This is a genomic window from Streptomyces sp. NPDC005195, assembly GCF_040608315.1.
Taxonomy (GTDB): domain Bacteria; phylum Actinomycetota; class Actinomycetes; order Streptomycetales; family Streptomycetaceae; genus Streptomyces; species Streptomyces kaempferi.
Genome location: NZ_JBEXHZ010000034.1, coordinates 1 through 24,228, shown reverse-complemented (window position 1 = coordinate 24,228; position 24,228 = coordinate 1). Strand labels below are relative to the sequence as shown.

31 protein-coding genes are annotated in these 24,228 nt (G+C 70.1%); all 31 read right to left on the bottom strand.

What is annotated here, in order from left to right:
• Nucleotides 1–19 precede the first annotated feature (19 nt).
• The gene (locus tag ABZV34_RS27140; protein WP_356281825.1) at nucleotides 20–283 is read right to left on the bottom strand and encodes a hypothetical protein; all 264 of its coding nucleotides are present in this window, start codon (nucleotides 281–283) and stop codon (nucleotides 20–22) included.
• Nucleotides 284–394: 111 nt separating this feature from the next.
• The gene (locus tag ABZV34_RS27135) at nucleotides 395–1,624 is read right to left on the bottom strand and encodes a hypothetical protein (protein WP_356281822.1); all 1,230 of its coding nucleotides are present in this window, start codon (nucleotides 1,622–1,624) and stop codon (nucleotides 395–397) included.
• A 10-nt stretch (nucleotides 1,625–1,634) separates the two neighbouring features.
• Complete coding sequence (locus ABZV34_RS27130; RefSeq protein WP_356281820.1) at nucleotides 1,635–2,180, bottom strand: hypothetical protein; 546 nt, start codon at nucleotides 2,178–2,180, stop codon at nucleotides 1,635–1,637.
• Between the two features lie 70 nt (nucleotides 2,181–2,250).
• Complete coding sequence (locus ABZV34_RS27125; protein WP_356281817.1) at nucleotides 2,251–3,075, bottom strand: DNA-processing protein DprA; 825 nt, start codon at nucleotides 3,073–3,075, stop codon at nucleotides 2,251–2,253.
• A 96-nt stretch (nucleotides 3,076–3,171) separates the two neighbouring features.
• The gene (locus ABZV34_RS27120) at nucleotides 3,172–3,693 is read right to left on the bottom strand and encodes a single-stranded DNA-binding protein (RefSeq protein ID WP_356281814.1); all 522 of its coding nucleotides are present in this window, start codon (nucleotides 3,691–3,693) and stop codon (nucleotides 3,172–3,174) included.
• Between the two features lie 43 nt (nucleotides 3,694–3,736).
• A complete protein-coding gene (locus ABZV34_RS27115) occupies nucleotides 3,737–4,531 on the bottom strand; it encodes a hypothetical protein (protein WP_356281811.1) in 795 nt (264 codons plus the stop codon).
• 41 nt (nucleotides 4,532–4,572) lie between these two features.
• Nucleotides 4,573–5,187 (bottom strand): cell envelope biogenesis protein OmpA, encoded by a 615-nt coding sequence (locus ABZV34_RS27110; protein WP_356281808.1) that lies wholly within the window; start codon nucleotides 5,185–5,187, stop codon nucleotides 4,573–4,575.
• A 70-nt stretch (nucleotides 5,188–5,257) separates the two neighbouring features.
• Nucleotides 5,258–6,013, bottom strand: coding sequence for a hypothetical protein (locus ABZV34_RS27105; RefSeq protein ID WP_356281805.1), 756 nt, complete (start codon nucleotides 6,011–6,013; stop codon nucleotides 5,258–5,260).
• Between the two features lie 379 nt (nucleotides 6,014–6,392).
• Entirely contained in the window at nucleotides 6,393–6,770 is a 378-nt protein-coding gene (locus ABZV34_RS27100) for a hypothetical protein (protein ID WP_356281803.1), read from the bottom strand.
• Nucleotides 6,771–6,886: 116 nt separating this feature from the next.
• Complete coding sequence (locus ABZV34_RS27095; RefSeq protein WP_356281802.1) at nucleotides 6,887–7,261, bottom strand: hypothetical protein; 375 nt, start codon at nucleotides 7,259–7,261, stop codon at nucleotides 6,887–6,889.
• A gap of 29 nt (nucleotides 7,262–7,290) precedes the next feature.
• On the bottom strand, nucleotides 7,291–8,808 hold the full coding sequence (locus ABZV34_RS27090; protein WP_356281799.1) for a ParB N-terminal domain-containing protein: 1,518 nt from the start codon (nucleotides 8,806–8,808) through the stop codon (nucleotides 7,291–7,293).
• Nucleotides 8,809–9,543: 735 nt separating this feature from the next.
• The gene (locus tag ABZV34_RS27085; protein ID WP_356281796.1) at nucleotides 9,544–9,846 is read right to left on the bottom strand and encodes a hypothetical protein; all 303 of its coding nucleotides are present in this window, start codon (nucleotides 9,844–9,846) and stop codon (nucleotides 9,544–9,546) included.
• Nucleotides 9,847–10,513: 667 nt separating this feature from the next.
• A complete protein-coding gene (locus ABZV34_RS27080) occupies nucleotides 10,514–10,840 on the bottom strand; it encodes a hypothetical protein (protein WP_356281794.1) in 327 nt (108 codons plus the stop codon).
• A gap of 222 nt (nucleotides 10,841–11,062) precedes the next feature.
• Nucleotides 11,063–11,554, bottom strand: a complete 492-nt coding sequence (locus ABZV34_RS27075; protein WP_356281791.1) for a hypothetical protein — start codon at nucleotides 11,552–11,554, stop codon at nucleotides 11,063–11,065.
• A 441-nt stretch (nucleotides 11,555–11,995) separates the two neighbouring features.
• Nucleotides 11,996–12,763, bottom strand: a complete 768-nt coding sequence (locus ABZV34_RS27070; RefSeq protein ID WP_356281788.1) for a hypothetical protein — start codon at nucleotides 12,761–12,763, stop codon at nucleotides 11,996–11,998.
• Nucleotides 12,764–13,316: 553 nt separating this feature from the next.
• Entirely contained in the window at nucleotides 13,317–13,742 is a 426-nt protein-coding gene (locus ABZV34_RS27065; RefSeq protein ID WP_356281785.1) for a hypothetical protein, read from the bottom strand.
• Between the two features lie 92 nt (nucleotides 13,743–13,834).
• Nucleotides 13,835–14,332: a hypothetical protein gene (locus tag ABZV34_RS27060; RefSeq protein ID WP_356281782.1), complete on the bottom strand. Its 498-nt coding sequence runs from the start codon at nucleotides 14,330–14,332 to the stop codon at nucleotides 13,835–13,837.
• A gap of 31 nt (nucleotides 14,333–14,363) precedes the next feature.
• The gene (locus ABZV34_RS27055; RefSeq protein WP_356281779.1) at nucleotides 14,364–14,603 is read right to left on the bottom strand and encodes a hypothetical protein; all 240 of its coding nucleotides are present in this window, start codon (nucleotides 14,601–14,603) and stop codon (nucleotides 14,364–14,366) included.
• A gap of 59 nt (nucleotides 14,604–14,662) precedes the next feature.
• The gene (locus ABZV34_RS27050) at nucleotides 14,663–15,007 is read right to left on the bottom strand and encodes a hypothetical protein (protein WP_356281776.1); all 345 of its coding nucleotides are present in this window, start codon (nucleotides 15,005–15,007) and stop codon (nucleotides 14,663–14,665) included.
• Nucleotides 15,008–15,194: 187 nt separating this feature from the next.
• Nucleotides 15,195–15,905, bottom strand: a complete 711-nt coding sequence (locus ABZV34_RS27045; protein WP_356281773.1) for a hypothetical protein — start codon at nucleotides 15,903–15,905, stop codon at nucleotides 15,195–15,197.
• 38 nt (nucleotides 15,906–15,943) lie between these two features.
• Nucleotides 15,944–16,540, bottom strand: a complete 597-nt coding sequence (locus ABZV34_RS27040; RefSeq protein WP_356281770.1) for a hypothetical protein — start codon at nucleotides 16,538–16,540, stop codon at nucleotides 15,944–15,946.
• 63 nt (nucleotides 16,541–16,603) lie between these two features.
• The gene (locus ABZV34_RS27035) at nucleotides 16,604–16,897 is read right to left on the bottom strand and encodes a hypothetical protein (RefSeq protein WP_356281767.1); all 294 of its coding nucleotides are present in this window, start codon (nucleotides 16,895–16,897) and stop codon (nucleotides 16,604–16,606) included.
• A 158-nt stretch (nucleotides 16,898–17,055) separates the two neighbouring features.
• Nucleotides 17,056–17,772 carry a protein phosphatase 2C domain-containing protein gene (locus ABZV34_RS27030; protein ID WP_356281765.1) on the bottom strand — a complete coding sequence of 239 codons (717 nt, stop codon included), beginning with the start codon at nucleotides 17,770–17,772 and terminating at the stop codon, nucleotides 17,056–17,058.
• A gap of 159 nt (nucleotides 17,773–17,931) precedes the next feature.
• Entirely contained in the window at nucleotides 17,932–18,306 is a 375-nt protein-coding gene (locus ABZV34_RS27025) for a hypothetical protein (protein WP_356281762.1), read from the bottom strand.
• 15 nt (nucleotides 18,307–18,321) lie between these two features.
• Nucleotides 18,322–19,557 carry a hypothetical protein gene (locus ABZV34_RS27020; RefSeq protein WP_356281759.1) on the bottom strand — a complete coding sequence of 412 codons (1,236 nt, stop codon included), beginning with the start codon at nucleotides 19,555–19,557 and terminating at the stop codon, nucleotides 18,322–18,324.
• A 97-nt stretch (nucleotides 19,558–19,654) separates the two neighbouring features.
• Entirely contained in the window at nucleotides 19,655–19,984 is a 330-nt protein-coding gene (locus tag ABZV34_RS27015; protein ID WP_356281757.1) for a hypothetical protein, read from the bottom strand.
• A 164-nt stretch (nucleotides 19,985–20,148) separates the two neighbouring features.
• Nucleotides 20,149–20,637: a hypothetical protein gene (locus tag ABZV34_RS27010; RefSeq protein ID WP_356281754.1), complete on the bottom strand. Its 489-nt coding sequence runs from the start codon at nucleotides 20,635–20,637 to the stop codon at nucleotides 20,149–20,151.
• A gap of 72 nt (nucleotides 20,638–20,709) precedes the next feature.
• Nucleotides 20,710–20,955, bottom strand: coding sequence for a hypothetical protein (locus ABZV34_RS27005; RefSeq protein ID WP_356281752.1), 246 nt, complete (start codon nucleotides 20,953–20,955; stop codon nucleotides 20,710–20,712).
• A 251-nt stretch (nucleotides 20,956–21,206) separates the two neighbouring features.
• Nucleotides 21,207–22,385 (bottom strand): DUF932 domain-containing protein, encoded by a 1,179-nt coding sequence (locus tag ABZV34_RS27000; RefSeq protein ID WP_356281749.1) that lies wholly within the window; start codon nucleotides 22,383–22,385, stop codon nucleotides 21,207–21,209.
• A 123-nt stretch (nucleotides 22,386–22,508) separates the two neighbouring features.
• Nucleotides 22,509–22,889 carry a hypothetical protein gene (locus tag ABZV34_RS26995; protein WP_356281746.1) on the bottom strand — a complete coding sequence of 127 codons (381 nt, stop codon included), beginning with the start codon at nucleotides 22,887–22,889 and terminating at the stop codon, nucleotides 22,509–22,511.
• A gap of 95 nt (nucleotides 22,890–22,984) precedes the next feature.
• On the bottom strand, nucleotides 22,985–23,353 hold the full coding sequence (locus tag ABZV34_RS26990) for a hypothetical protein (RefSeq protein WP_356281744.1): 369 nt from the start codon (nucleotides 23,351–23,353) through the stop codon (nucleotides 22,985–22,987).
• Nucleotides 23,354–24,228 lie beyond the last annotated feature (875 nt).

Below are 24,228 nucleotides of genomic sequence, written 5' to 3'. Positions count from 1 at the left end.
GACCAGCGCAGCGAGGGGGTTACAGTCGGCTGTCGGCGAGGAGGGCGGCCAGCACGGTGTCGGGTTCGAACCCGTCCGTGTAGCGGCAGATCTCGTAGCCGCCGGGGTTCGCGTGCGTGGTGATCAGATGGTCCGCGGCTGCGTCGTGCGTGGTGAAGGGGCCGTAGGCGGTGGCGTACTCGCGCCAGTCGAACGCGCCCTTCGGGGCGTCCCCGTCTTCGAGGACGTAGTACCACTGGCCATGTTTGACCTCGATGAACTGGCACTCCAGACCGGTACTCATGAGCAGGCGCAGGACGGACGGCGGCCGGAGGCCTGAGCGGATTCGGGCATGGCTGATCCCACGAGGGGTCCTTACAGGGGAGGTAGGCGGGCCGCGGGGGCGCGCTCTGGTTCAGGCGAGCGGGAGTTGCGCGGCCGTGCCGGAGATCAGGGAGCGCCACTGCGTCTCGAAGTTCTTGTCCTGCTTGTCGGTGACGCGGGCGGGGGCGGTGGTGATCAGTTCCTCCGCCATGGGCCAGGCCTCGCCGCGGGGGCGGAGCCAGGCGCGGGCGCGCCCGTAGTGGTGGTCGCGTTCGACGTCGATGCCGTGGCGGTGGGAGACGGCGGTGAGGCGGTGGGCGAGTTGCTGGGGCCGGCCGAGGTCGAGCTGTTCGGTGGAGCGCATGACGGGGCGGTGCCCGCCGTCGGCGGAGAGCAGGAAGAGTCGTCGGACCCGGTAGAGCGCCCAGGGGATGTCGAGCTCGCGCTGGAAGGCGTCCAGGCAGGCCCGGTCCCGGGACTGGGCCGGGTCGAAGAGCTCCAGGAGGGACTTCTTGCCGTAGAGGCGCGCGTTGGGATTCAGGCTCATCGCCGTGTACTCCAGCCGCAGCACCTCCCCGGCTATCTCCGGGTGGGCGCGCATCCGCTCCATGTGGGCTGGCAGCGAGCCCATGGAAATCGGGTAGCAGCAGAAGGTGCAGTAGCTCTTGGGCCAGTGCACGCCGAAGCGCTCCAGCAGGTAGTCCTCGACCTCGCGCCGGCCCCACCCCCAGTCCACGAGCGGGAACTCCCCCCGGCGGCCGAGGAGTTTGGAGTTGGCCTGGTCCTTGAGGCAGCGTCCGGCCTCGTCGGCGTTGAAGCCGATGATCTGCCGGAAGCTGCGCCCGCCCATCACGGAGGTGATCCACCGGTCTCCGACGTCGCCCTTCGCCCGGAGGCTGCACTTTCTGGTGCCGGCCTGCTGGGGAACGGTGCCGACGGACTCCATCTCGTCCCACAACGTCCACGCCCCGCGGGCGTGGAGGCGTCCGGGGCGGCGGGAGTCGTCCAGGACGGTGATGCCGTCCGCGGCGAGGTGCCCGTTGCGGGCCAGCTGCACGAACCGCACACCCTGCTCGCGCAGGATCGGGAGCATGAACTCCTCCACCAGGAACCGGGTCTCGGGCCACTCGCTGCCGGTGGCCATGTAGACGACCGCGGTGCGCTCGAGGTCGATGCCGTGTGCGGCGGGGTCGGTGAGCATCTTTGCGAGGTAGGCGGTGGAGTCGGCGCCGAGCCCCCAGTTGATGACTGTGTCCAGGGACTCGTTGTCGGCGGCGGTGAGGCCGGGCAGCGCGGGCGCGTACGTGACGGCGGTGGTCATGACCGTGCTCTCAGTGGCCGGGGGCCGGGAAGGGTGCGGACGGGCGGAGGCGCACGGGGGGCCGGGGTGCGCTGTAGGGGCGGGCCAGACGCCGGGCGTCGTCGCCGCCGAAGTCCCAGCCGAAGTCCCAGCAGCCGGGGCGTGCATCGGCGGAGAGCAGCAGACAGGAGTGGTCGTCGGTGATGGTGTCGCAGGGCAGGTCGTCGGGCACGTCGTCGAAGATCGCGTTGGCCTGCCGGAGGCCGTGGACGGCCTGTTCCAGTGAGGCGGGGTCGGCAGGGTCGAGCTGACCCCACGCCGCACTGAGCGGTGAGTCTCCCGCGAGCGTGGGCAGCATGTCTGCGTCGCTGAAGGAGAACAGGGTGCGGCCACCTGCGTCGAGGATGCTGTGCAGCCAGCGGACGTCGCCGTCCTCGTCTTCTTCCAGGATCAGGTACGCAGCGTCACCGAACTGGGTAGTGAGGGTGTCGGCGATGAGCCGGGCCAGTGCGCCGGCGGCTTCGTTCAAGAGGTCGGTGGCCTTCAGGAAGGCGGGCCACGCGAGCGGGAGGGTCATGGTGAGGTCCCTTCGGTGCGGGCCCGTGCCCGGACGGGGGAGGTCCGGGCACGGGCGGTCTCGGGAGTGGTCACAGCAGTTCGAGGGCCCGGGCGGGGTCGGTGCAGGGGAGGGCGAGGCCTTCGGCGAGCAGGCGGGCGTTGCCGTCGGAGCGGAGGCTGCCGTCGGGCGGGACGGCGAGCAGGGTTCGTTTGAGGGCGATCGCGGCTTCGGCGGTGCGCAGGGCCTCGGTGTGGTCCAGTGCCTCGATGAGGATCACCGCGTGGGAGAGGGCGGCCAGGAGTCTGGCGGTGGCCTTGAGGCGGGCGCCGCTGGCTTCGGTGCCGGGCCGGTAGAGGCTGACGGCTGCTCCGCCGTTTTGGGTGATGGAGTGCAGGAGCGGGGCGTGGGTGTGGGGGTAGGCGTGGTCCAGGCCGCGCGGCAGGACAGCGAGGGTCCTGCCACCCATGAGTTCGGCGGCCTGGTGGGCGGCGGCGTCCACGCCGTAGGCGATCGTGGCGGCGACGGTGTGACCGGTCTCCGTGACAGCTCCGGCGAACGCCCGGGCGCGGTCGATGACCTTCGCGATGGCCGCGCGGTTGCCGGTCACGACGACGCTGCTCGCGGTCAGGTCGGGCAGGTGCTCGTATCCGCGGACCCACAGCCCCAGAGGGCAGTCGCGCCCGAGATCCGAGAGGGCGGCGGGCCACTGCGGATCGGAGGGAATGACGAACCGGCAGGACAGCTGCGCCCTGGTGAGTTCGTCTTCCGGCCGGTACTGGGCGAGGCGGCCGGTGTGGTCGAGGCTGACGCGCTGCTGCCACACCTCGGCGGGGGCGTACCGGGTGAGGTCGGCGGCGACCTCGTCGGGAGTGAAGTAGACGGAGAGCGCGGCAAGGGAGGCACGGTCGGGCATGGCTGCCTTTCGGGCACGGCGCGGCACCGGCAGGCGAGACGGTGCCGCGCCCGGTGGGCGGGTGAAGGAGGAACGAGGAGGGGAGCGAGCGGGAGGTCAGGCTCCGGCGTGAACGGGAGAGGCGTCTGTTGCCGGGGATGCGCCCGGGTCGGACCAGCCGGAGGACCGACGGTCGTCCCACCAGCCGGGCGGGCTCCCGGGCTGCCGGGTGTTGGCCCTGGCCACCTGTTCAGCGGGCTGTGGCATGGCGGGCGGGCTGACGGGAGCGGCGGCCTCCGGGCCCGGCAGACCTGCCTCGGTGTAGGCGATCCGATTGCGGAGGCTGAGACCCAGGTCATCGACGCTGAGCCAGATCGCGTCGTCCTTGACGCCTGTGACGCGGCCACGGATGAGGACCGACGAGCCGTCGACGAGCGACTCCGTGGCGTTCCGTGCCAGGTCGCCCCAGGCCGTGCACACGTAGAGGATCGGGGCCCCGTCTCGCCACTCCCGGGTGGCGGAGTCCCATTGGCGGGGCACATCGGTGAGGCGGAATCGGCAGATGGTGAGACCTGAGTCGGTGAAGCGGATTTCGACCGCACCCGTGACGGCGCCGGACACGTGCGTGGTGGGTGACATGCGAGCACCTCCAATATCAATAATAATGTAACTTGGGTGGGCGTCAATCCCCCCTTTGACGACGCATCGAGCGCATGCGGCGGAGCCATGGGCGCAGCCGGCCGGAACGTATGCGCTCCGGGACAGGTCCGGCGGGAGCGCTGAACACCGTGGTGTTCCCGATCTGGATGTGCAGAGGGATGGCCGCGTCGCCACGTACGAGTGGTTCGGCGGTGGTGTCGAGGTCGACCGACACGCGTACTGCCTTCATGTCGGGGTCCAGGTAGGCGAAGACCAGGACGCCGCCGATCTCCATACAGGGAAGGCCCTCGTCGTCGGGGCCGGTCATGGGGTGGAAGCGGGCCGCGCTGTTCATCCAGGCGCACAGTTCCGGGCCGGGGAAGAGGAATGCGTGCGGCGCCGGCGGTGCGAGGGTGTTGATGTCCGCGGCATACAGCCAGTAGTCCTCGTCCCCGCGGCTGTCGCTGGGGCCGTAGTACAGGTCGACGGCCTCGCGGTCGTCGTCGGGCGGGGTATCCGGGATGTCGTCGGCTCCGGCGACGTTGTCCCAGTTGCAGCGGACCTCGCGTGCCAGGGCGGAGAGTGCGGATGCCTCGTCGGCCCACAGTGTCACCGTGTCCTCGTGGCGGTCCTGGCGGCGCAGCACGCAGGCGCTTCCCGTGACCCAGTACGTCGGGGCGGGCGGCCGGGTGAAGTCGAAGTCCGCCAGCCATGCGGCGAGGATGTCGACGGTGTCGGCGCCGGGCCACTCGCCCGTGCGGTTTTCGAGAGCTTGCAGCCGGTCGTGGAGGTCGATGACGGCGGCCCCTTCGGGCGTGGCCGGGTCGGGTGTGATCACGGGATTCTCCTTCGGTGAATGCGGCGGCAGGCTGCACGGGTTCAGGGGGTGGTGTCGAAGAGGTCGCGCACCATGCTCAGCAGGTGCTGCTGGTCGGAGGTGAGGGTTGCTTCGCGCAGCAACCGGCGGCGCAGGACGGGCACGTTGGTGCTGATGCCGGAGATCACGCCGGGGCGGTCGGCGGGACCGGTGAGGCGGTAGGAGCGGGTGTGGATCATCCAGGCTTCGTACCGGTCTGCCGGGGCGCCGCTGCGGGCGGTGTGGCCGTCGTCGGGCGCGGGGAAGGGGCACGGGCAGGACGGGTCGGTGCAGGGCCTTCCGGCAGGATGGCCGGCCAGGACGGGGCGGTCTCGGTAGTGCGTGGCGGTGCCGTTGAGGAGGGGGCAGCGTACGGCGGTGTAGGGCAGGCACTCGGGGTGCAGAGCGGGTTCCGGCGAGGTGCCGCGGGTCGCGTCGGCCGGGCGGACGATCAGGTAGCAGCGCTCTTCGAGTCGTTCGCCGCAGATCTGGCACAGGCGTCCCAGGAACGCGGCCCGGGCGTGCTCGGCGTCAAGGCTTCCGAACGCGGCGCGGCCGCCGTGGACGAAGGACACGTACGGCACGACGAGCCCCCCGGAGAGAGGCCGGCGCATGCAGCGCTGGGGAATCGGGTGCATGGGCGGGGGTCCTTTGAGTTTGCGACGGGAGCGGGCGGCTGACCGGGCACCGGCCGCCACCCGGGGGGCGTCAACCGCCGGGCGCCGGGGGCGGGTCGGAGGTATCGCCGGTCAGGAGCTCGTCCAGGGGGAGGTAGCGGCACTCGGTCGCTTCGTGCAGGCGCAGATGCAGCCAGCTGAGGTCCTGTCCGGCCGACAGGACTGCCTCGGCCCCGATGGCCGCGCCGCGCGGGTAGACGGTGGCGTCGTCGAGGCCGGCACAGACGACGATCAGGCCCGGGCGGCGCGGCATGTGCCGGAGCTCGAACGTGCCGTGACTGCGGTCGTCGAGCAGCACGAGGGGGGCGAGCCGGTACTCCCGCGCGCTGAACTGCGCCGACGGGAGCTTGCGCAGCGGCACGTGGCACGGCAGCAGGCCGACCGGGTCGTCGCCGGGGTTGTCACTGATGATCAGTACCGGCCGCAGGGGCCAGACGGGGTGGACGTCGTCGTCACCGAGACGGAACTCCGCGTCGAGCGCCGTGTCGCGGATGACCCACGGCTGCGGATCGTCGTGCTGGCGGGGCCGGTGGGCGGCCTCGTGGAAGGAACGGACCTCGCGGATCTCGGCGCCTCCGGCGAGCGCGGCCGCCAGGCGCTCTCGGCGGTTCTGCTTCCTGGGACCGTGAACATACTCAGCGTCGAACCTGCGGGAGAACTCCCGGCCGGGACCGCTGCCCACGGCGGTGAAGCGGAACAGGAAGGAAGCGGCCTCGATCATCTCTGCGCTCAGGTCCACGGTGTAGTGCTGGTCCGTGAGGGCGGCGGTGTCCAGGGCGGTGCGCAAGGGGTGGCTTCCCCGAACGGGCCGATTGCCGAGCCGCAGGTGACGGAGTAGCAGGGCCCGCTGGGCAGGGGAGAGATGGACCAACATCACAGGGGTTCCTGTCGGGAGAGGTGGCCGGAGCACGCCGCGCCATGCGGCGGCAGGAGGGCAGCCGTGTGGCGGCGTCCGCTGGCGTCGGACGTATGGGCGGTGCTCACCTCGTCCTCCGCGCCGGGCCGAGCGTTGCTGGGCAGCCGCCCCTTGAGGAGAGGTGGGAGGGAAGAGCGGTGTCGTGCCGGGGTGCTCTGCGGCTGCGGCCGCGCCGGCCGATCCCCCGGCCTGATGCGGTGAGTGCCGGGGCGCCGGGGGCAGCATGGGAGCTGCCCCCGGCCGGTAGGTTCTAGGCGCCGGTGGGGTTGTCGGTGAGCTTGAGGCAGCCCGCCGGTACGGCTTTGAGGCGGAAGCGCTCCGCGTCAGCGGGGATCTTGTACCAGCGGTTCGTCTGGTCGTTGCGCAGGCGGTTGGTGGATGCCGCGTCGAGGTAGATGTCGAAGCGGCTGCCGGTGCGGTTGGGCTGCTGGACGGTGCCGGTCAGGTAGCGCAGGCAGGGCCTGCTGATCGTGGAGTCGATCTCGACGGACCGGCCGGTTGTGATGGCGGGCTGCTCGGGCGTGTCCAGCTGGAGGAGCCGTGCGGTGGCGGCTTCCCGTACGGCGATCAGGGAGCCGACGTCCGTGAGTTCGCGGATGTGGTCGCGGACCTCGGAGGTGGTGGGCATGGGGGTGTTCCTCTCGTCTTGCAGGGCGACCGGGCAGGATCTGCCCGGGGTCTTCGGGGCTCGATTCCGGCCGGGCTCCGGCGAGCGGCAGCACCTGCCGGGGCAGTGCGGTGCGGTCAGCCGAGCGGGTAGAGGACGAGGGCTGCGACGGCGTCGTCGGGGATGTCGGGGTACAGCTCGCGCAGTTCCTTGTCCTTGGCGAGTGCGCTGTGCAGCGGGTAGATCTCGCCGCTGAGGTCGTGGACGGGCGAATAGCGGTGGTGGGTGTAGGTGCTGAGCGGCGAGAAGCCGTTGCCGCTGGCGTCCCGGGAGAGGACGACCAGCGTCTTTCCGGGCAGGGTGCCCAGTCGTTGCGCATGAGGAAGCGCAGGACGTCGAGGGTGAGCGGCTCGTCGATTCGGCGGCGGCCTGCCGGGGGTCGACGGGGGTGGGCGACGGCATGACGAACTCCCGGTGCGGTGGGTCGTGCGGGTGGAGGGCGGCCGGGGCACGGTGTGCCCCGGCCGTGGGGCGTGAGGGGTCAGGCCGCGTCCGGCGTCTTCGGCCGGTGCGACGCGGCGGCCTGTTCCTCGACCTCGGAGAGGGCGTAGCTGCCGTTGTCGGCCTGCCCGAGCGTTTCGAGGAGCAGCAGGTAGGCGGCCTGTCGGGGGCTGAGGGATTCCCAGAGGTAGGCGGCCCGGTAGCGGACCATGTCGTAGGTCTTCGGGTCGCGGATGTCGGCCTCGAACGCGGCGGCGACCTGCGCGAACAGCACGTTCGCGAACTTGGCCTTCGGCAGGGCTGCGGCAAGTTCCGCCGCCGTGGTCCGCTCGCCGTCCTTGGCGCCCAGGAAGCGCGCCACATCGGTGGTGTCCCGCTTGGTGGCCCACTTGCCGTAGAACTCGGGCAGCTCCAGCAGCACGGACTGAGCGAAGACGCGGGCCTCCTCGGGCAGCGTCTTGCCCTTCACCAGGCGGGTGATGAACTGCTGGCGGGGTCCGGCTGCGGCCTTCCACGCCCGGTTGCAGGCCACCACCCGCGCTCGCTCGGCCGACTTCTGGGCGGCCTGCTCCTCCTCGTCGGGGGTGCGGCGCGGCTTGGGCTGCTTGCGGACCTTGTGGCCGTGGGCGGCCGGGTCCGCGCAGTACCAGACGGGCTGGTTGTCCTCGTCGAGCCTGACGCAGTGGCCGGGGCAGCCGTGGTGCTTGGCGGCGTCGATCGGTGCCCCGAGCCCGGTCGTGAGATCCGACAGCGGTTTGACCGTCTGCCGCTGGTCGTAGGAGAGGGTGGAGGCCAGGGTGACGCCGGACTTCTCCAGAGCGGCGACGGCGTCCGCGCGGGCCTTGGTGCTGGCCTGCTCCTCGGTGAGGAGCGCGAACTCCTGGTCCCAGTGACCGCGCCCGCCCCGGCCCTCTTCCTGGTCCTTCGCGAGGGCCTTGAGGAGTCGCCGCGTGGCGTCGGGGATGGATTCGACCTCGGTGAGCTGGGCGGTCTGCTCCAGGTCCATGCCTCCGGCAGTGGCCTGCCGCAGGGTCGCGTCATCGAGCTTCTGGGCGGTGCGCAGGTGCTTGACCGCGCCGCGCTTGAGGCCCATCGCCTTGGCGGCCCTGGCCTGGTCCACCTCGTCCATGCCGACCAGGGACAGTTCCTGGGCCTTGAGGGTGTCGCGGGCGTCCATCTCCTGGCGGTGGTCGTTCTCCACCAGGGACAGGAAGCGGGTGTACCCGTCCTTGTCCACCAGGTCGGCGCGGACGAACGCCTTGACCGTGCGGACGGGACGGCCGTCCTGCTCGGCGGTCTCGTTGGCGATCTGCGCGGCCTGCGCGCGCCGCCAGCCCTTGAACACTCCGTAGGTGCCGTCCGGGCGGGGGCGGACACTGATGGGCTCCTCCACGCCGAGTTCCTTGACGGAGGTGATCAGCTTCTCGTCCGGCTCGGTGTCGTGCTCGCGGGCATTGCATTCGTCCCGTACGAGCAGTGCCGAGTCGAGCTGGGTGATCTGCTGGACGGGCTCCTCCTGGGCGTGGGCGGTGGCCGGGGTCGAGACGGCGGTGGCCATGCGGCTCTCCTTGTCCTTGTCTCAGCGGCAGGTTGGCGGGGACCAACCCCCTGCATACTTCAATAATAGTACTATTTTGGATAGTGGCTAGATACCCTCTGACCTGCGCAAATGGCGGTCGGTCAGCTCAAGTCGTGCACGAAGAGCCAGGCCGGGCCGGACAGGACGCGCAGCCCCAGCCGCCCTGCCATGCCGAGCAGCTCGCCCCGCCAGGCCGGGCTGACCGGGAGCGTGTCCACGGACCGGAACTCGTTGGGCTCCAGCCCTTCGTAGGCCGTGCCCAGGATGAGGAGTTCGCTGTCGCCGGCCGTGAAGAGCTGAACGGGCGCCGGCTCCGGCTCCGGGCATCCGGGGGGCGTCTGCGCCCTCAGAGCAGAGCGGAGCGGGCCGAGATCCCGGGGCTGTTTTCGCCGGGCAGTTTTGGCCCCACTCTGCCGAGTTGTTTTGGCCCACTTTTGAGCCGTGTGGGGGAACGGTGCAGGAGGGCTGCGGGAAGAACTGATTGTGTTGGCCCCACCCTCGATCGGGTGGCGTTTCGCCGATGTCCTGGGGCGGAGTGGTGCAGGTGCCGGCCGTGGTCCGCGGCGGCCGGTAGCGTGTGACCCACGGAGCCCGCCCGGCTGCTTCCCCTGACAGGAAAGCGGACGGACGGGCGCCTTGTTGTAGCGTTTCGACGCGGTGGCTCATGCGTAGACGACACGCGGGCTCGTGAGCAGAGGTCGTCGCAGATGCGTCTCAGCTAGCGCGCGTGAAGGTGACGAGGTCGCAGTTGTCGGGGTCGCCACCGACTGCGTAGAGACGTGGATTCTCTCGGCTGCCGCTGACCATGAGACCGTCCCCGTAGTACCCGCCGCGGACATCGCTGTCCCAGTAGTCGCTGATCTTGTGAAAGCTGAAGGAGACAGGCCAGTCCGAGTCGATGGCGGCAGTCCGTTCCCAGGTTCCGCTTCCGGTTCTGCTCTGTGGGTCGCTGGTGGCGCCTTCCAGATTTGTGGGCCACCCGATCGTCGTGAACGTTCCGTCGCTGTTGAGGGTCAAGCGTCCGACAGAGCTCCGGTAGGTGCCGACCAGGTCCCGCGTGCTGAGTCCTTCTGGCCGTTGGCCCGCGCCCGGACACGAGGAGCTCGGGCTGCTGAAGCAACCGGTCGTACTCACTGACGTCACCAGGATCAGCGCGCATGCCAGGCCGACCAGCCGTCGGTTCACATCCCACCCCCAAGACACTTCAGTCGTTTCAGTGTCCCAGTGAGCCGCTCAAGTCTTGCGCGGGGTGTCCGTTGTCGACGGCTTCAATTCGCGGTGAGAGCGGGGGCACCGGCCTCTGCTCGCACGGCGGGACCGCTCTTGTCCGGCGGTGACGGCGTCGCCACCGATCCCGAAGCCGGTTCTTGAGCCGGTCGGCCTCCTGACACGGCCAGCCGACAACTCGCACGGCGTGATCCCGGCCACAAACCCGGGTTAATCCGGCATTATTTCAAAAGAGTGCTTCCCGCCCGATCAACTGCCGGGTGGCGCCAAAACAATCCGCTCCTCTGCTGGGGCCGGAACAACCCGGTACCCCGGGGCCAAAAGAGGCCGCCGTAAACACGGGGCTCCTCGAACACCACGCCGTAGACGGCATACACGGAATGGGAAACGGACACGACCGGCCTCCTTGCGGACAGGGTGCGGCGGAGGCGGAACGCCTCGAAGGGCTGGGCTGGGGTCACGGGCGAAGGGCGCGCCGGCTCCTGGCGTCGGCGTCGCGGATCTCGGCGTCGAACTCCGGGTACTGGCGGGACGCGGACGGCAGCGCGGCGTAGCGCACGTCCATGGCCCGGGTGAGCGCGTCCAACTGCGCGGGCGCCAGCACCCAGGGCCCGCGTTCGTCGACATCCAGCATGGCCAGCACACCCGCGGCGGTCGCAGCGGCCCGGGGGCTCGGGAAGACACCGCGGGCCGCGTGGATGCGCAGCGCGAGAGCCAGGCTCGCGCCCAGGTGCGGCGCGTAGACGCGCCGGTCGGGAGTGACCACCTGGTGGCCATCCGGCACGGACAGGATCTGGAGGACGCCCGCCAGGACGACGAGCCGCTCCTCGTCCCCGAGAGGGAACGCGGCACCCGCGACCCGGCTGCCGCAGGACCGGCAGGAGTAGGAGTCCGGGCCCCGGACTTGATACCGCCCCTGGCGGCACTCGTGGCAGAGAATCGGAACCGGAAATTTCGGCTGCTCCTCCTGCGTGCGGGCGCCGCAGCGTTCGCACGCGGTGACGGCTCAGGGCGTCAGGCGGGTGACCTGACGGGTGGGCAGGTGGACGCGCAGGACGTCCGTATGGCTGGGCGGGTCGAGCGCCGCGAGCCGGTTGAGTGCGTTGCGCAGATGAGGGTCGGCGAAGATCTCCTCGGACAACGCCGCCTCCCGCATCGGCACGGCTACGGCAGTGGTGCGCGCGTGTGTGAGATCCGGGATGTCCTCGGTGCTCGCGAGCGCCGCGACGAAGGGGCTCCACCCGGGATGCGTACCGGCCTGCGTCGTACGCTCCGTCGGCGTGAAGTACGCAGCCACGATCCGGGGGCCGTCAACGGACTGCCCGGCTAGGAACGCCGCGACCCGGTCGACCACGACCCGCTGCCACGCCTTCTCGGCGGCCGCGAGAGCCTCGATGATGAGCTCGTCGAGGGCGTGCGGCGGCATGTGACGCAGCGCCTCGCGCACCGTGGGCGCAGTCGGCGTAGCCAGGAGTCCGGACAATTCGAGGGACTTCACCAGAGGGTTCCTTCCGGCTTCCATGTCCTGCGGCGCTCTCACCGCTCCAACAAGTGCAATAATAGTGTAAATATCGTGAGTGTGAACCCACCCCTGACCAGCGGTTTCGACTGCGGACCAGGGGTCGAACAGGTACGTCCACGGGCGGTCCAGTCGGCGGCCACGCTTGGCCACGCTCGTTCACCTGCCGACGCGGGAACAGGTGCGGACTGGAGGGGCACGGCTTTCGCCTCCTGATCCGTCACCAGGTCGTGAGTGTGCCGGTCGCCACGCACGAGGTCTCGGTCTCGTCTGCGCCGTCGTGCAGGCGTCCAGCTTGACCGTCGGCCGATCTGGTTCCGGTCCACCCACCCACGACGGAGCTCTCCTCAGACGGCGCGGTGCAGAAGGAACCCCGCGTGCTCGGCGGCGGGGCGGTGTGGCCTGAGACCCGGGCGGAAGTCACGCACCTGACGGTCGGCCGTCGCTGAGGTTGCTGGTGGTGCCTTCGCGGTGGTGCTGTTCGGCCATCGCGCGGGCGCCGAGTTGGGATGGTGAGGTCGTTGTCCACCCGCAGGAGCAGGATGACGTGGTGGAGCTGTCGTACATCTGACCGCCGTTGCGTTCGCGCCCGTTGCCGGTGTTTCCGGGGCGGTCGTAGGGGCGTGACCATCCTCTCGGCTGGCCGGTGCGGGTGATGTGCTGGGCTTCGGGTGCGCAGAGCAGGCGTAGGCCGGCATCCGCCACGGTGGCCACCTGGAACTGGTCCCACTGCGAACCTTCCAGCTGTCCGGACAGGACGGGGCCGGTGGTGCTTCGCAGTTCGAGGCGGCCGTCTGGCCAGAGGCGTGCGGTGGCGCCGGGGATGCTCCAGCCGACCGATCCGTCCCGCAGGCGCGGGATGCCGAGGCGGTGGGCGGGCGTCATCCGTGCGAGCAGCCGTACCGATCCCGTGGGCAGGGACGGGTGGCGGTGGTCTGCGGTGTCCGGGGCGGCCTGGGCGATGGCGGCCAGCCACGTCGGGGCGAGCGGGTAGGCGTCGGGGTGGAAGGTGAGCAGGGCGGCGCGGTCCTGGCCATTGCCGGACCGTACGGCGACCCGGATGAAGTCGCCGTGCCGGGCGTAGCGCCGTACGGTCACCGGGCCGCGGGCGGTGGTGAACCACGCCCGCTGACCGTGGGCGAGGGCCGACAGGTCGGTGGCGGCGAGCGGGGTCCTGTCCTGGGTCACGAGAGCTTCCTTTCGCGGGCGGCGTGAGAGGGGCGGTGTCAGCGGGTGACGCAGGCCCGGGCGCAGTGCCACGGGGAGGTGCGCGAGAGGTCAGCCCGGGATGGGGGCTCCCGACTTCAGCAGAGAGCTACCGCACCGGAGCAAGGTGCAGGGACAGGAGGTGTTCGCCCGCCTCTGGGGTCGGGGAACATATGGACGTCTCCTGCGAAGAGACGCATGGGGTGATGCTGACCGCTCACACCCTGGGGGAGGGCTCAGACGGTGGGCGGGCTGTCGGCGTGGCGCTGCTCGCGGCGTACGGTGTCGCGTTGGGCGTCTTGGGCGGTGTATCCGGTGTCGCAGTGCGGGCGGCAGTACGCGCCGGCGGGGGCGTGGCACGTCTCGCAGGGCTCGGTGAAGTCCTCACCGGGAAGCCACGGGCGCGGTTCGTGCCCGGGAGTTCGGCCTGCGCTGGCAGGGGGCTTGTCGGTCCTCCGCGGTTGCCGGGCCCGGCGGCGGGAAGCGGGTCGGTGCGCCGTGACGCGGTCGCGTCTCCCGCCGCCGGCTGATGGGTTCAGCGTCCGGCGATCTGGCGCAGGCGCGCGAGGGCGGCGTCTGCTTCTCCGGTCCACAGGTGGTGGCCGGGCTCCAGCGCTAGGGCGTCGTCTGCGACGGTCGCGATGTCGCGGCGCTCGCCGGTCTTGAGGGCGTAGCTGCGGGCGTATCCCTCGTACAGGGTGTCGCTGTTGAGGCGGCTGGTGACCTTCGCCAGGCTGGTGCCGTTGACCAGGGTCCAGCCGGTGAGGTGGGCGGCCCATGCGGCGCCGCACAGGGTGGCGCCGTACGGCGGTGTGACGTTCGGGGGCAGCGGCGCGCCGTCGGGCAGCCAGCACCAGGCGTGCATGCTGAACGCCTCCGGGTGGGCCTCGATGGCGTCGAGGACGGCCCCGGCGACGCCTGCCGGTGTGCTGGGGGCGGTCGTGGTGAGCGTGTCGGTCATCGCAACTCCTTTGGTGGGGTCGGGCGTTCGCGGGTGTGCTGAGCGGCGCCGTGCCGTGCCCGCCCCGGGGGCGGTTGCGGTGTGGGCCTGCGTCAGGCGGGGCGGAGGTCTTCGAGCGGGGGTACGTCGAAGGTGCCGTCTTCGAGCTCGATGCGTGCCACGGCTTGGCCCTGGCCGGCCCACACGTCCCGGATGTGGCCCTGGCCGCCGGGCACGTGTTTGGGGCCGTCGGGGAATGTCACGGTGCGGGCGTCGTACTCGACCAGGTCACCGAGGCGGAGTGGTGATTCCGCGACCTGGCGGCGGGCGGCCGCGTCCAGCTGCGCGGCGGTGGCCGGTGCCTGGACCCAGTGGTCGCCGCGGTCGTTGTGCACGACGGTCACGGCGCCGTTCTCGGAGGTGACGTTCTTGCCTGCCATCAGGGCTGTGTGGACGTTGTTCACCGCGGCTTCGTGCGGGACGATGACCTCGAACGAGGCGCCGTGCACGGTGCCGCGGAGCAGGTAGGGGCCGGGGGCGGTGACAAGGTCCTCGGCCTGCGTCTTTGCGTCGGCGGATGACGGGCGGGCGTTGGCGGCCGGATCGGCCATGACGGGGTGCTCCTCGGTGCGGTCGGCTTTCTCAGGCCTTGGGCAGGGGCCGGTATCCAGAGAAGACGTATTGGCCGAGCCCGCGCAGTGTGTCGGCGGTGTGGTCGACATCGTCGGGGCTGTGTCCGGTCGGCCGGGTGTAGGCGTCGATCTCCCTGTTCCAGTCGAATCCGTCGCTGGTGAGAAAGCCTTCGATCTCGGGCGTGAGGTCGTCGGAGGACTCGGGGGCGGCAACGAGTCCGTGAGCGGGGTCGGGGACGACGAGGAACACCGGAGCTCCTTTCCGGTGGGCCGTCCCGGGCGGGGCGGCCCACCGGTGTGGTCGGCTGGTCAGCGGGTGACGTTGATCGTGGGGTCGGCTTCCAGGACTCCGAGGGCGGCGCGGATGGCGGCGCGCGTTGCGGGGGTGGGGACGGAGTAGGGGAAGTGCAGGGCGTGTACGGCGTCGTCCAACTGCTCGTTGGTCAAGGGGAGGTGGTGACCGCTGCGGTAGAGAGCGACGGCCGTCGCCGTGGCGACGCGCACGCGGTTGTAGGTGATCGCCTCGGTTGCCGTGGCCGCGCCGCCGAGTACATCCCGGGCGGTGGGCGGCAGATCCGGCGCTCCGGCTGTGAGCGGCCGGACGGCAAGGCGGAGACGGGACCGGAGCAGGGCGCGGAGCAGCGTTCGCAACATGGCAACTCCTGAGACTGGTGTGGAGAGAAGTAGCGGCGACGGCGTGCCTGCTCCGGCAGGCAGCGTGTGCGAGGTGCCGCTGAACTCGATAACTAAATAATAGTGGATATGTGTCTGATGTGAACCCGCCCCTGAGCAGCGGAAACGCTCTTCCTCGGCAGCCGGATTGTTCGGTCGAGTCCGCACGTCATGGTCGGAGCTGCGGGGCGTATGCGGCGAGCGGCTCGGGGAGGTGCTGTGGGTGGGTGTAGAGGCCTTCCAGGCCGGCGGGTGCGATCGCCACGCCCCTGTTGAAGGTGTCGCGGTCGGCGTAGAACTGCCCGCGCCTGGGGTGAGGGGTGGGGATCTGGCGCAGGACTCCGATGCTGTAGACCTCCACGGTGCCTTCCCGGAACCCGCGGCGCTGCTCGTCGGTGGCGTCGAGCCCGAATTTGAAGGTCTCCTCTTCGGCGACGACAGCGACGACGGGGCTCGGGTCGTCTTCGACGGGCCCGAACATGCTGCGCCGCCAGGCGAGTTCTGCCATGGCATCCACGCGACTGGTTCGGGTGTTGAGGTAGTGGTCACCAGCGCGGTAGAGGTGCGGGTAGTCGGTTTCCTGCAGCCAGGCTTCGAACAGGGTCGGCGCGCCGATGCCGCGCCCGGCGTGACGGCGACGCAGGAAACCGAAGGGCTGGCCGTCGACGGGCACCGGGATGCGCTGGGTGCACACCTCGCAGGTGATCCCGGTGTGGTGCAGGAAGCGCTGCAGTCGGGGAAAGCGGGCGAAGCGGGTGCCGCAGTTGCAGCACGTGAACACCTCCCACCGGGAGGGGACCGCGACGGTGTCGTGAGCGCACTGCGGGCACTGATGAGGCTTGTTGATGTTCCATTCGGTGACCGTTGACAGGTCGGGCACGACGACTCCTTGCCTGGGGCGGGACGGGGCGGTGGGGTTCACTGCTGGGCGAAGGCGGCCAGCATGGCGACGATTCCCTCGATGCAGCCGGAGGTCTCGACGCTCAACCTCTCGCCTGAAGCTCCGATGACGGCGTGCACGGAGTCCGTCTCGACGGGTTCGGTCTGCTCCTGAGGTGCGCGCTGCCAGAACACCTCCGTGCAGCGGTACTGCTCGTTGATGCGGGCGCCTGGGAGCGCTCCGGCGACCGCTTGCGCCACGGCGCGGCGACTGGCGGCCTCGGTCTCCCGCAGAGCGGTGAGCTCGGCGGCGAGCGCTATGGCCTCGGCGTGTCGCGGATGTAGCCGCCGGGTGATCTCCCGCGCCACGTGGCGGGCACTGCTGGCCGTGACGCCGATCGGCGGCGACAGGACTCCGGAATTCTCCGGCAACCTCGCGTAGACCTTCAGGCGAGCGGGCTGGCTGCAGTCGTGCTGGCGCAGACTCAGCACGCGTCCGGCGCTGTCGGTGATGAGCCGCGCCAGCATGTGCGTGTACCCGGGGTCCGGGGCGGTGGAGCATTCCGCCCCCAGCTCGCGGGCCACCTCGTCGGCGAACCTGTCGAACTGCTCCTGAGTCGTCAACTCCGTGGGCATGGCGGGGTCCGCTCCTTCGGTCGGGGCTTGTGGAGGCCGCGGGGCGGTGGGTGCCGCCGGTGGCTAGGCGGGGAAGTCGCGGATGTGAGCGGCGACGGCGCGGGCCGACAGCACCGGGCTGCGGTGGCGCGCTTGCGGGCAACAGGCCTCCCACAGGCTCGCCGGCCGGGAGGGGACGATCTGGTTGCTGGTGGCGGCCGCGATGCTCCAGCGGCGCCCGGCCGGGTCGGTGACGGTGTACGTGAGCAGGTGGGGGCGGTCCTGGTTGCCGTTGTCCTGCCAGGTGAGGCCGGCGGCGGTGAGGGCACGCTCTAGCTGCCCGCAGCGTTCGGGGGTGATGTGGGCGAACGTGGCCACGGGACGGTTCTCCTTCGGCCTGTGGGCGCGGTCCTGCGGTGGCGCAGGGTGCAGAGTGCGCGATCCGGGCGGCTCTCGCACTTCAGAGGCGGCAGAGGCGGTGCGCGGGCACCGCCTCTGCAAGGGTGGAAGGGGCCCGCCACCCGACCGGGGGCGGCTTACGCCACGGCTTCTTCTGCGGGGATGTCGCTGATCAGGACGGTGGCGTTGTCGGCGTGGCTCGATGCGTGGTCGATGGCGGCGGTGACGAAGTCGGTGGCGGCGTGCTTCGGGGTCCCGGTGAGGTAGTGGGTGAGGTCGCGGGCGGAGTCTTCCAGGGGCTCGTACGCGCCGTCGCTGGCGAGCAGTAGCCGGCAGGCGCCGGTGGGGCCGGTCGCGGACTCGATCGCCGGATGCTGGTAGCGGGCTTTGCACTCCTTGTCGGACTCCGTCGCCCCCAGGTAGGACGTCACTCGGTTGCGGCTTCCGCCGAAGACGCGCCGGCTGTTGTGGTCGGCGGTGAGGCACCGCAGCGTGCCGCTGGGGGTGAGGGTGTAGGCGCGCACGTCCCCGCACCATGCGACGGTCAGGGGCTTGCCGGGGACCGTGACGGCGACGGCTGCGCACGCGTTGGGGAGGTCCGTGAACGGGCTGCTGCGCTCGGGTTCGGCGGCGTAGTGGTCGTAGACGGCGCGGAGTCCGGTCTCGGCGTCGGCGTGGCGGGCGGCGGCGCGGGCGATGCGTCGGGCGGCGGTGAGCGTCCAGGCCTGCACCTCGTCGCTGGAGCCGATCCCGTCACACAGGACATACGCGCGGGCTCCGCTGTGCGTGGCGGTGGCGGTGGCGTCGCACTGGTGGGAACGGTCGCCGATCAGCTGGGCGGATGCATGGGCCATGGGAGGTCTCCTGAGCTGGGGCAACGGGCTTGCCGGGTAGGGGTTCCTCGGTCCGGCGACTGGGCCGGGGTGCGGGAGGGGGTCGGGGGGTGACCCCCTCCCGCAACATCAATAATAGCGTAAGTTGGCGTGGTGTGAACCTGCCTCTGACCTGCGGACTTACGGAAGAATCTCGCGACTTGAGTCCAGGCCAGGGCTTTTGACCTGGCGCTGACGGGCGTCGGCGGTCGGGTTCTGGTGGTCGCGGTAGTCGGTGACCACCACGTATCCGCCGGGCTGTGTGTCGAGGCGGAGCAGGGGGTCCCATTCCTCGGTCACTTGGCGGGGGAGGTGCTCGATGTCGTCGACCTCGACCTGTGCGGCCCAGGCGGTCACGTCGCCGTTGAACTGCCGTGCCCAGGCACGGACGATGGGGAAGAGCTGTCCGCAGTCGTCCACCAGGGCACTGGCGCGGGCCTGTCCTGGCGGCGGGCACTCGGCGTAGGCGGGAGTGTCCGGGCGGGTGCGCTCTCCGAGTGTCATCAGCCAACGCATGATCAGGAAGTCTCCTCAAGGATGGGGCGGGGCGGTGGTCGGCCGGCTGCCGGTCTCCTGGGTCCCGTGGTGGCCGTGCAGGAACCGCGCGGCCCATTCGCGGCTGCGCGGGATTCGCCGCTGCTGCCGGGGCGCTGCCTGGACCGGCGGGATGATGCGTCCGGGTGCTACGCGGTGCGCTGCCGCCTCGAGACCGGGGCAGGCTCCGCCCTCGTACTCCCACCCATCGACGCTGCCGGGATCGGGCCGTGCGGGGAGCGGCTCGACGCGCGCCCGGCGGATGACGTCAGTGGGCTGGTAGGTCGACCACTCACCCGTCACGCGGTATCCCTGGCGGGTGATCAGGTCGGCGATGCGGTCCATGGGGACGGCGGCCAGGCTGAGGTAGTGGCATCCCTTGTCGTCCCACACGGTGGCGCTTTCCCAGGGCCGGCCTGGGTGGCGTTGTCCGCATCCGCATTCCAGGCGCAGGGCGGTCCCGTTCATCCTGGTGCAGGTGAGGATGGCGTGCCGGGCGGTCTTGGTGCAGGTGAGGGACTGTTCCCATGCCGCGTACGCCCCGTCGAACACCCCGAACGTGAGCATGTCGGAGGAGATCACCCAGCGGGCGAATTCGCGCCCCTGCGCCGGGCTGCGCCCTTGTTCGATCGCGTGGGCGGTGAGGTCTTCGTGGTAGGCGGCGTTCGAGGTGAGGTAGTCGGCGGGGAGCGCTGACAGGACCGGATCGGCATCGGGCGCGGCGTCGTGCCCGCCGGTGATCAGCAGGCAGTCGGCTCCGACGTAGTCACGCCCGACGAACCGTGACGGGTACAGCGTCACGGGGACGGTGGGCTTCGCCCACGGCCGCAGCATGACCGGCACTTTGCCCGCCGGCGTCGCGGCGATGTCCGCGGAAACCACCTCGGCCGTGACCGGTGACGCGCTGCGCTCCCCGTACTTCGACAGATCAGGGCGGGCGGGGAGCGTGGTGGACACCAGTGTCCCGACCTCGCGCCACGCGATACCGTCCCGCGCCTTCTGGCCGTTGACGGTGAGGACTGCGCCGTCCCACCGGTACCCGTGGGCGGTGGACTTCCATACGCACCGCAGGACGGTTTCCCCGGACGCTGGGAGGGCGGTGAGCACCAGCGCGCAGTAGGCGGGCTGCGCCTCGGTGGCGGCGGTCCATCCGGCAGCCTGTGCCTTGGCCCGGAGCCGGGTCAGGTTACGGGGCAGGTCGACGGGTGTCTCGATGGTCTGAGTCGAGTGCATGGGCGGCTGCTCCTGGTGGTGGTCGACGTGGGAGCCGGCGAGCCGGTGGGTCCGTGGTTCGGCCCGGCGCGGTGGCCGGGCCGAACGGGGTGGTGGGTCAGTACAGGTGGCCGATGTACTCGGCCACCTGCTCCGCGATGGCGTCGACGTCGCTTTCCGCGTCGGTGTGCGGCAGGTGCATCACGTCGCCGGTTCCGTCGTTGCGTAGGAAGACGGCTCCGGCCTCGCACACTCCGATGGTGAACACGTCGCGTGAGCCGCTGCGTACGTGGCCGGTGCGGCCTGCGGGGCCTTCGGCGGCGCTCCACTGGTCTCCGAGCAGCGTCACGGCTCCCTGCGCCACGGTGAGCAGCAGGCTTGCGGGGGCTGCCTCATCCTCGTCGAACGGCTGGGACGTCCAGGTGAACGCGTAACCGGAAGTGGGCATAGCTGCTCCTCATGACGGTGGTCTGGTGGGTGGCTGTGGTCTGCCCGCGCCCGTCGAAGGGGAGGGGCGGGCGCGGGCAGACAGAGGGTGGCCAGTGGCGATCTGGCCGGAGGCCGTGCGCGCTCCCCTCGGGGGGTCGGGGAAGGCGCACGGGGTCTTGGGGGCTACGCAGGCGCGGTGTAGGACCTGGGCTTGGGGGCCAATAGCGCTGGAGCCGGGGACACCTCGCGCGTGATGGCCGTGGGATCGTCGGCACAGGGGATGACAGCGTCCCGGAGCTGGGCGGTGGGCATGGGGTGCAGCCACGCATCACGCACGGTCCACCCCCAGGTACGCGGGTGGGGTTCGGTGGCCGTGGTCGCTATCAGCACGGCGCTGCGTACCGTGCTCCCCTCCAACGCGAATACCAGCAGCGTGCGCCACTCCTGGTAGGCAGCCTCGTCAAGCACGGCCATACGCACCGGGGAGGCGCCGAGAGAGACGTCGGCGTTTGCCGGAAGAATCACGCCGTCGGTCCGCTCCACGATGAGATTCAGCGTGTGTTCTCCGTCGCCGAGTGCTTGCCACAGAGCGGCAATCGCCCACAGGGTGCGGTCCATGGCGGCCTCAATGGATGCGTCGTCGGGGCGGATGACTTCGGGGTGTCCGGACATGGCAGATCTCCATGACAGAGGTGGTCGGCAAAGGGGCCTGCGTGTGGGTTCCGCCAAGGGGGGGGGCGGTCGTCAGTCCCAGTTCTGGGGAGCGGGCCGGAACCGGGCTTTGAACGCGGCGGCTTCCTTGGCCGTGGCGGGGCGCCAGTCGGCGGTCTTCTCCGCGAGGGAGGAGTAGACGGTGGCCTCGACCATGTCCCGGTAGTCGTCGGCGGACCGGTAGGTGATGTGGTGCCTGTCGACCACCATCACTTCCACCGTCACCGGTCCGTCGCGGAGGTCCCAGGAGACGTACGAGCCTTCGGCGAACTGCGGCACAGTGCTGCTCCTTGCGGTGAGAGGGCGGTGGGCGATGGGCGGTGAGAGCGGAAAGGCCGGCGCGCTGCACCCGGGGATGTGTTCGGCCGAGTTGTTTCCTGCAACCGCGGGCCGGACGGCGGGTCCGTATGCACTGAGGGGGTGTGCGCGGGCCGGGCGGGGAGTTCCCGGCCCGCGCGGTGTGCGGCCCTGGCGGGCGTGGGGCCCGTGCGGGCCGGGTGTCGGGGTCACCCGGCCCGCACGGGGGTCTGTCAGCCGTGTGCGGCGGCTGCGGTGAGGGCGGGGAGCGCGAGCGCTTCCAGGGTGGCGGCCTGGTCGGCGTCGGTGAGGGTCTGCGCGGTCGACGTGATGGCTTGCATCACGCCTCCGGCGGTCATCTGCCCGCCCCGGATGAAGTGGGAGAGGATCGTCTCCTTGGTCTCGTTGCTGATCTTGAGCGTCTTGGTGACGTGCTCGATCGTCTTCGTCGGCTCGGTCACGGGCCTGCCTGCGGCGGCTTCGATCTCGCGCACCTTGGCCTCGACGTAGTCTCGGGAGAGGAACGTGCGGACGGCGTCGGCGGTCTTGGACGTGATGACCGCGAGTTCCTTGCGCTGGGTCTCCTCGGACCAGTTCACGACTCCCTCGTCGTGCTTGGCGCCGATGTGCACGGCGCGCATGACGTCCTGCGTCATGGTCAGTCCGTTGGTGCACACCTGGATGACGGCGCGCGGGGTGATCGACCATGCTCCGGCGCCGACTTCACTGTTCGTGATGACGAACCCTGCGGAGATCAGGGGGAGTTCGTCACCGGTGCGCCCGTTGAACGGGGAGCGGTAGCCCTTCAACAGTTCGGGGGCGCGGAGCGCGACGGCCTCGGACTGCACCCGCACGTACATGCGGCGGTCGGTGAGGTCGCACCCTGTGACGTTGGTGGGGTGCCCGGACTTCTGGACCCCGTCCAGGGCGGCGAGCAGGATGTCGAGATTATCCATGACCTTGTAGCTGTCGGACATGAGCGCGCGGGCCACGCCTTCGGCGGGAGCGGCGCCGGGGGCGCTGTCGCCCCGCAGCGCGCGGAGCATGTAACGGCGGCTGGGGTCCTGCCGGAGCCACGCGTTCACGTTCTCGTCCAGCAGCGGGACGTTCTCGGCGCGCATGCGGCGGAGGTAGGAAACCGGGATCTTCAGCCGGTCGGCTATCCCCTCGTCCGCGACGGCGGTGGGGCGGTAGGTGCCGTCAACGTCCGAGACACCGTCGGCGGTGATCTGCCGCTCGATGCCCTCGACCCGCACGTTTCCGTTCTCGAACGACAGGGCGCCTGCGGACGCGACGACGTCCAACTTCCGGTTCCGCTGGTCCTCCAGGATGGTGACCAGGTCTCGCAGGTCGGCGTTCCGGGCTCCCCTGGGCGCTGCTGCGGTGGCGCGCTCGGCGTACTGCTGAGTCATGCGATGTTCCCCTTCGCTGTCGGTTTTTGCGGTTCGGGGGGGCGGGGCCACCGCCCCCCCGAACAACTTCAACAATAGTGGAAATCAGGGGTGAGTAAACCCACCCCTGACCTGCACTTTCCTCTACTTGTGGTTCATGCCCAACATCGACATGACGGCGTCAGACCAGTGGAAGTGCTCGAAGAACGCCAACGGCACGAGCGCGAACACTCCGGCCAACAGGTAATCGTCGACCTTCGTCCACGTGCGCCTGACCGTGTGCCGGACGGTCCGGCGCCACGTGATCTCCACCTGAACCTCACACCCGAACTCGCTCGGGTGAAACGCGCGGTGGATCCGCCCCCGCCGCCCGCCGGGGCGCGACACGTGAACGTGGTGCACTCCGTCACGGTGGAGGTGGATGCGCTCGAACTTCCACGCGTGGGGGGCTGCGGCGCCTTCCTGCCCGTGGAGCGTCCGGCCCTGCTTGATCTCCTCGCCGCTTAACCGCGAAATCAGTTTCATGACCAGTATTCCCCTTTGCCGATCACGGTTGCTGACTGGATGTGCCCGGGGGAATGGCCGAGTGCCCCGTGCCATTCCCCCGGATGAATTTCCGGCTAGTTCAGGAAGCCGCGCGACTGGAGGAACTCACCGAAGATGAGTGCGATTCCCTGCGGCTTATAGATCTGCGGGAAGCGGCGCATCTCTACCTCGGTGCGCCCGGTTTCGCTCGGCTCCGGAAGCTGGTGGACGAGACGGTAGGGGTCCTCGCCGGTCGGCATTTCCAGCACGATCGGACCGCGCTTGGTGTCGACGCGAATGCCGGTGTATTTGTCATCGAGGTTGTGCACGATGTTCACCCCTGCGCGCCGGACGGAAAGCGGCAGGAAGTTTGCAATCGTACGGGCCTGAACGGCAATGCCGTTTACCGGCGCGTCCGGGCCGGACACACGGCGGACAATGCCGCCAGAGATCTGGATTTCCACGGTTTCCCCTTCGTTGGTTCCTTGCGGTTCCGGGGGTCGCCTCCCCCAGGACTCAAATAATAGTGGAACATGAGGGAGAATGGAACCCCCGTTGCAGACGATGCTGCATACAGGGTTGCCTTCTGACGTTGCGTCAGGTGTTGCGCTCGGTGTTGCGGGCCGGATTCGCCGGCTTCTACGTATGCCCAGTTCAGAGGCCATGTGCAGTGTGGTCGCTTTGCTGACATCCCCTCAGCTGCCACTTTTCCCGCACCGCAGAAGGACGAGTAGAGGAATGGGGGCGGGGTGTGGTCGGGCGGCGGCTTCGGGGATCGGGCTGGGCGTGTGTTAGCGGGTGGCGCGGCGCCGGTGTCGCCGCGCTGGGTGTTGGGGGCCTGGTGGCCCGTCAGACGTCCTGTGGGGCGCCTGGTGGAGTGTTGGGTGTGTGAGTGTCCGGAGGACTCCTGAGCTCTTTATGGTCGCCTGACAGGTTCTCACTCTCCGTGCGGTCCGGCCGGGTTGGCCCCGGAGGGGCCAACCCTCCTTAGAATTCCGTGGTTTAATTATCTCAAGGAATTCAGCGAATCCCTTTTCTCTTTCGTGGTAGGGAATTCGGAGAATCCCTACCAGCCCCCGGGAAGGGACTGGAAGGCCCGACCCGCCCCCGGCACCCGAAAACCGGTCTGACACCCCCTCAAAACCCGTCCGCAAACATCAACCCCCCACACCCACAACGCTTTTCGTGCCGGAGGCACGCACGTTTATGAATTCGCCCGGAGGGCAAATTCATAAACGCGCGACCGGCCGTACGCGGCCGCGCGGTTCCCCTGCGCCTACGGGGTGTCCTCGGCCGGGGTGTCCTCTTCCAGGGCCTTCTCGGCCGGGGTCTTCTCGGC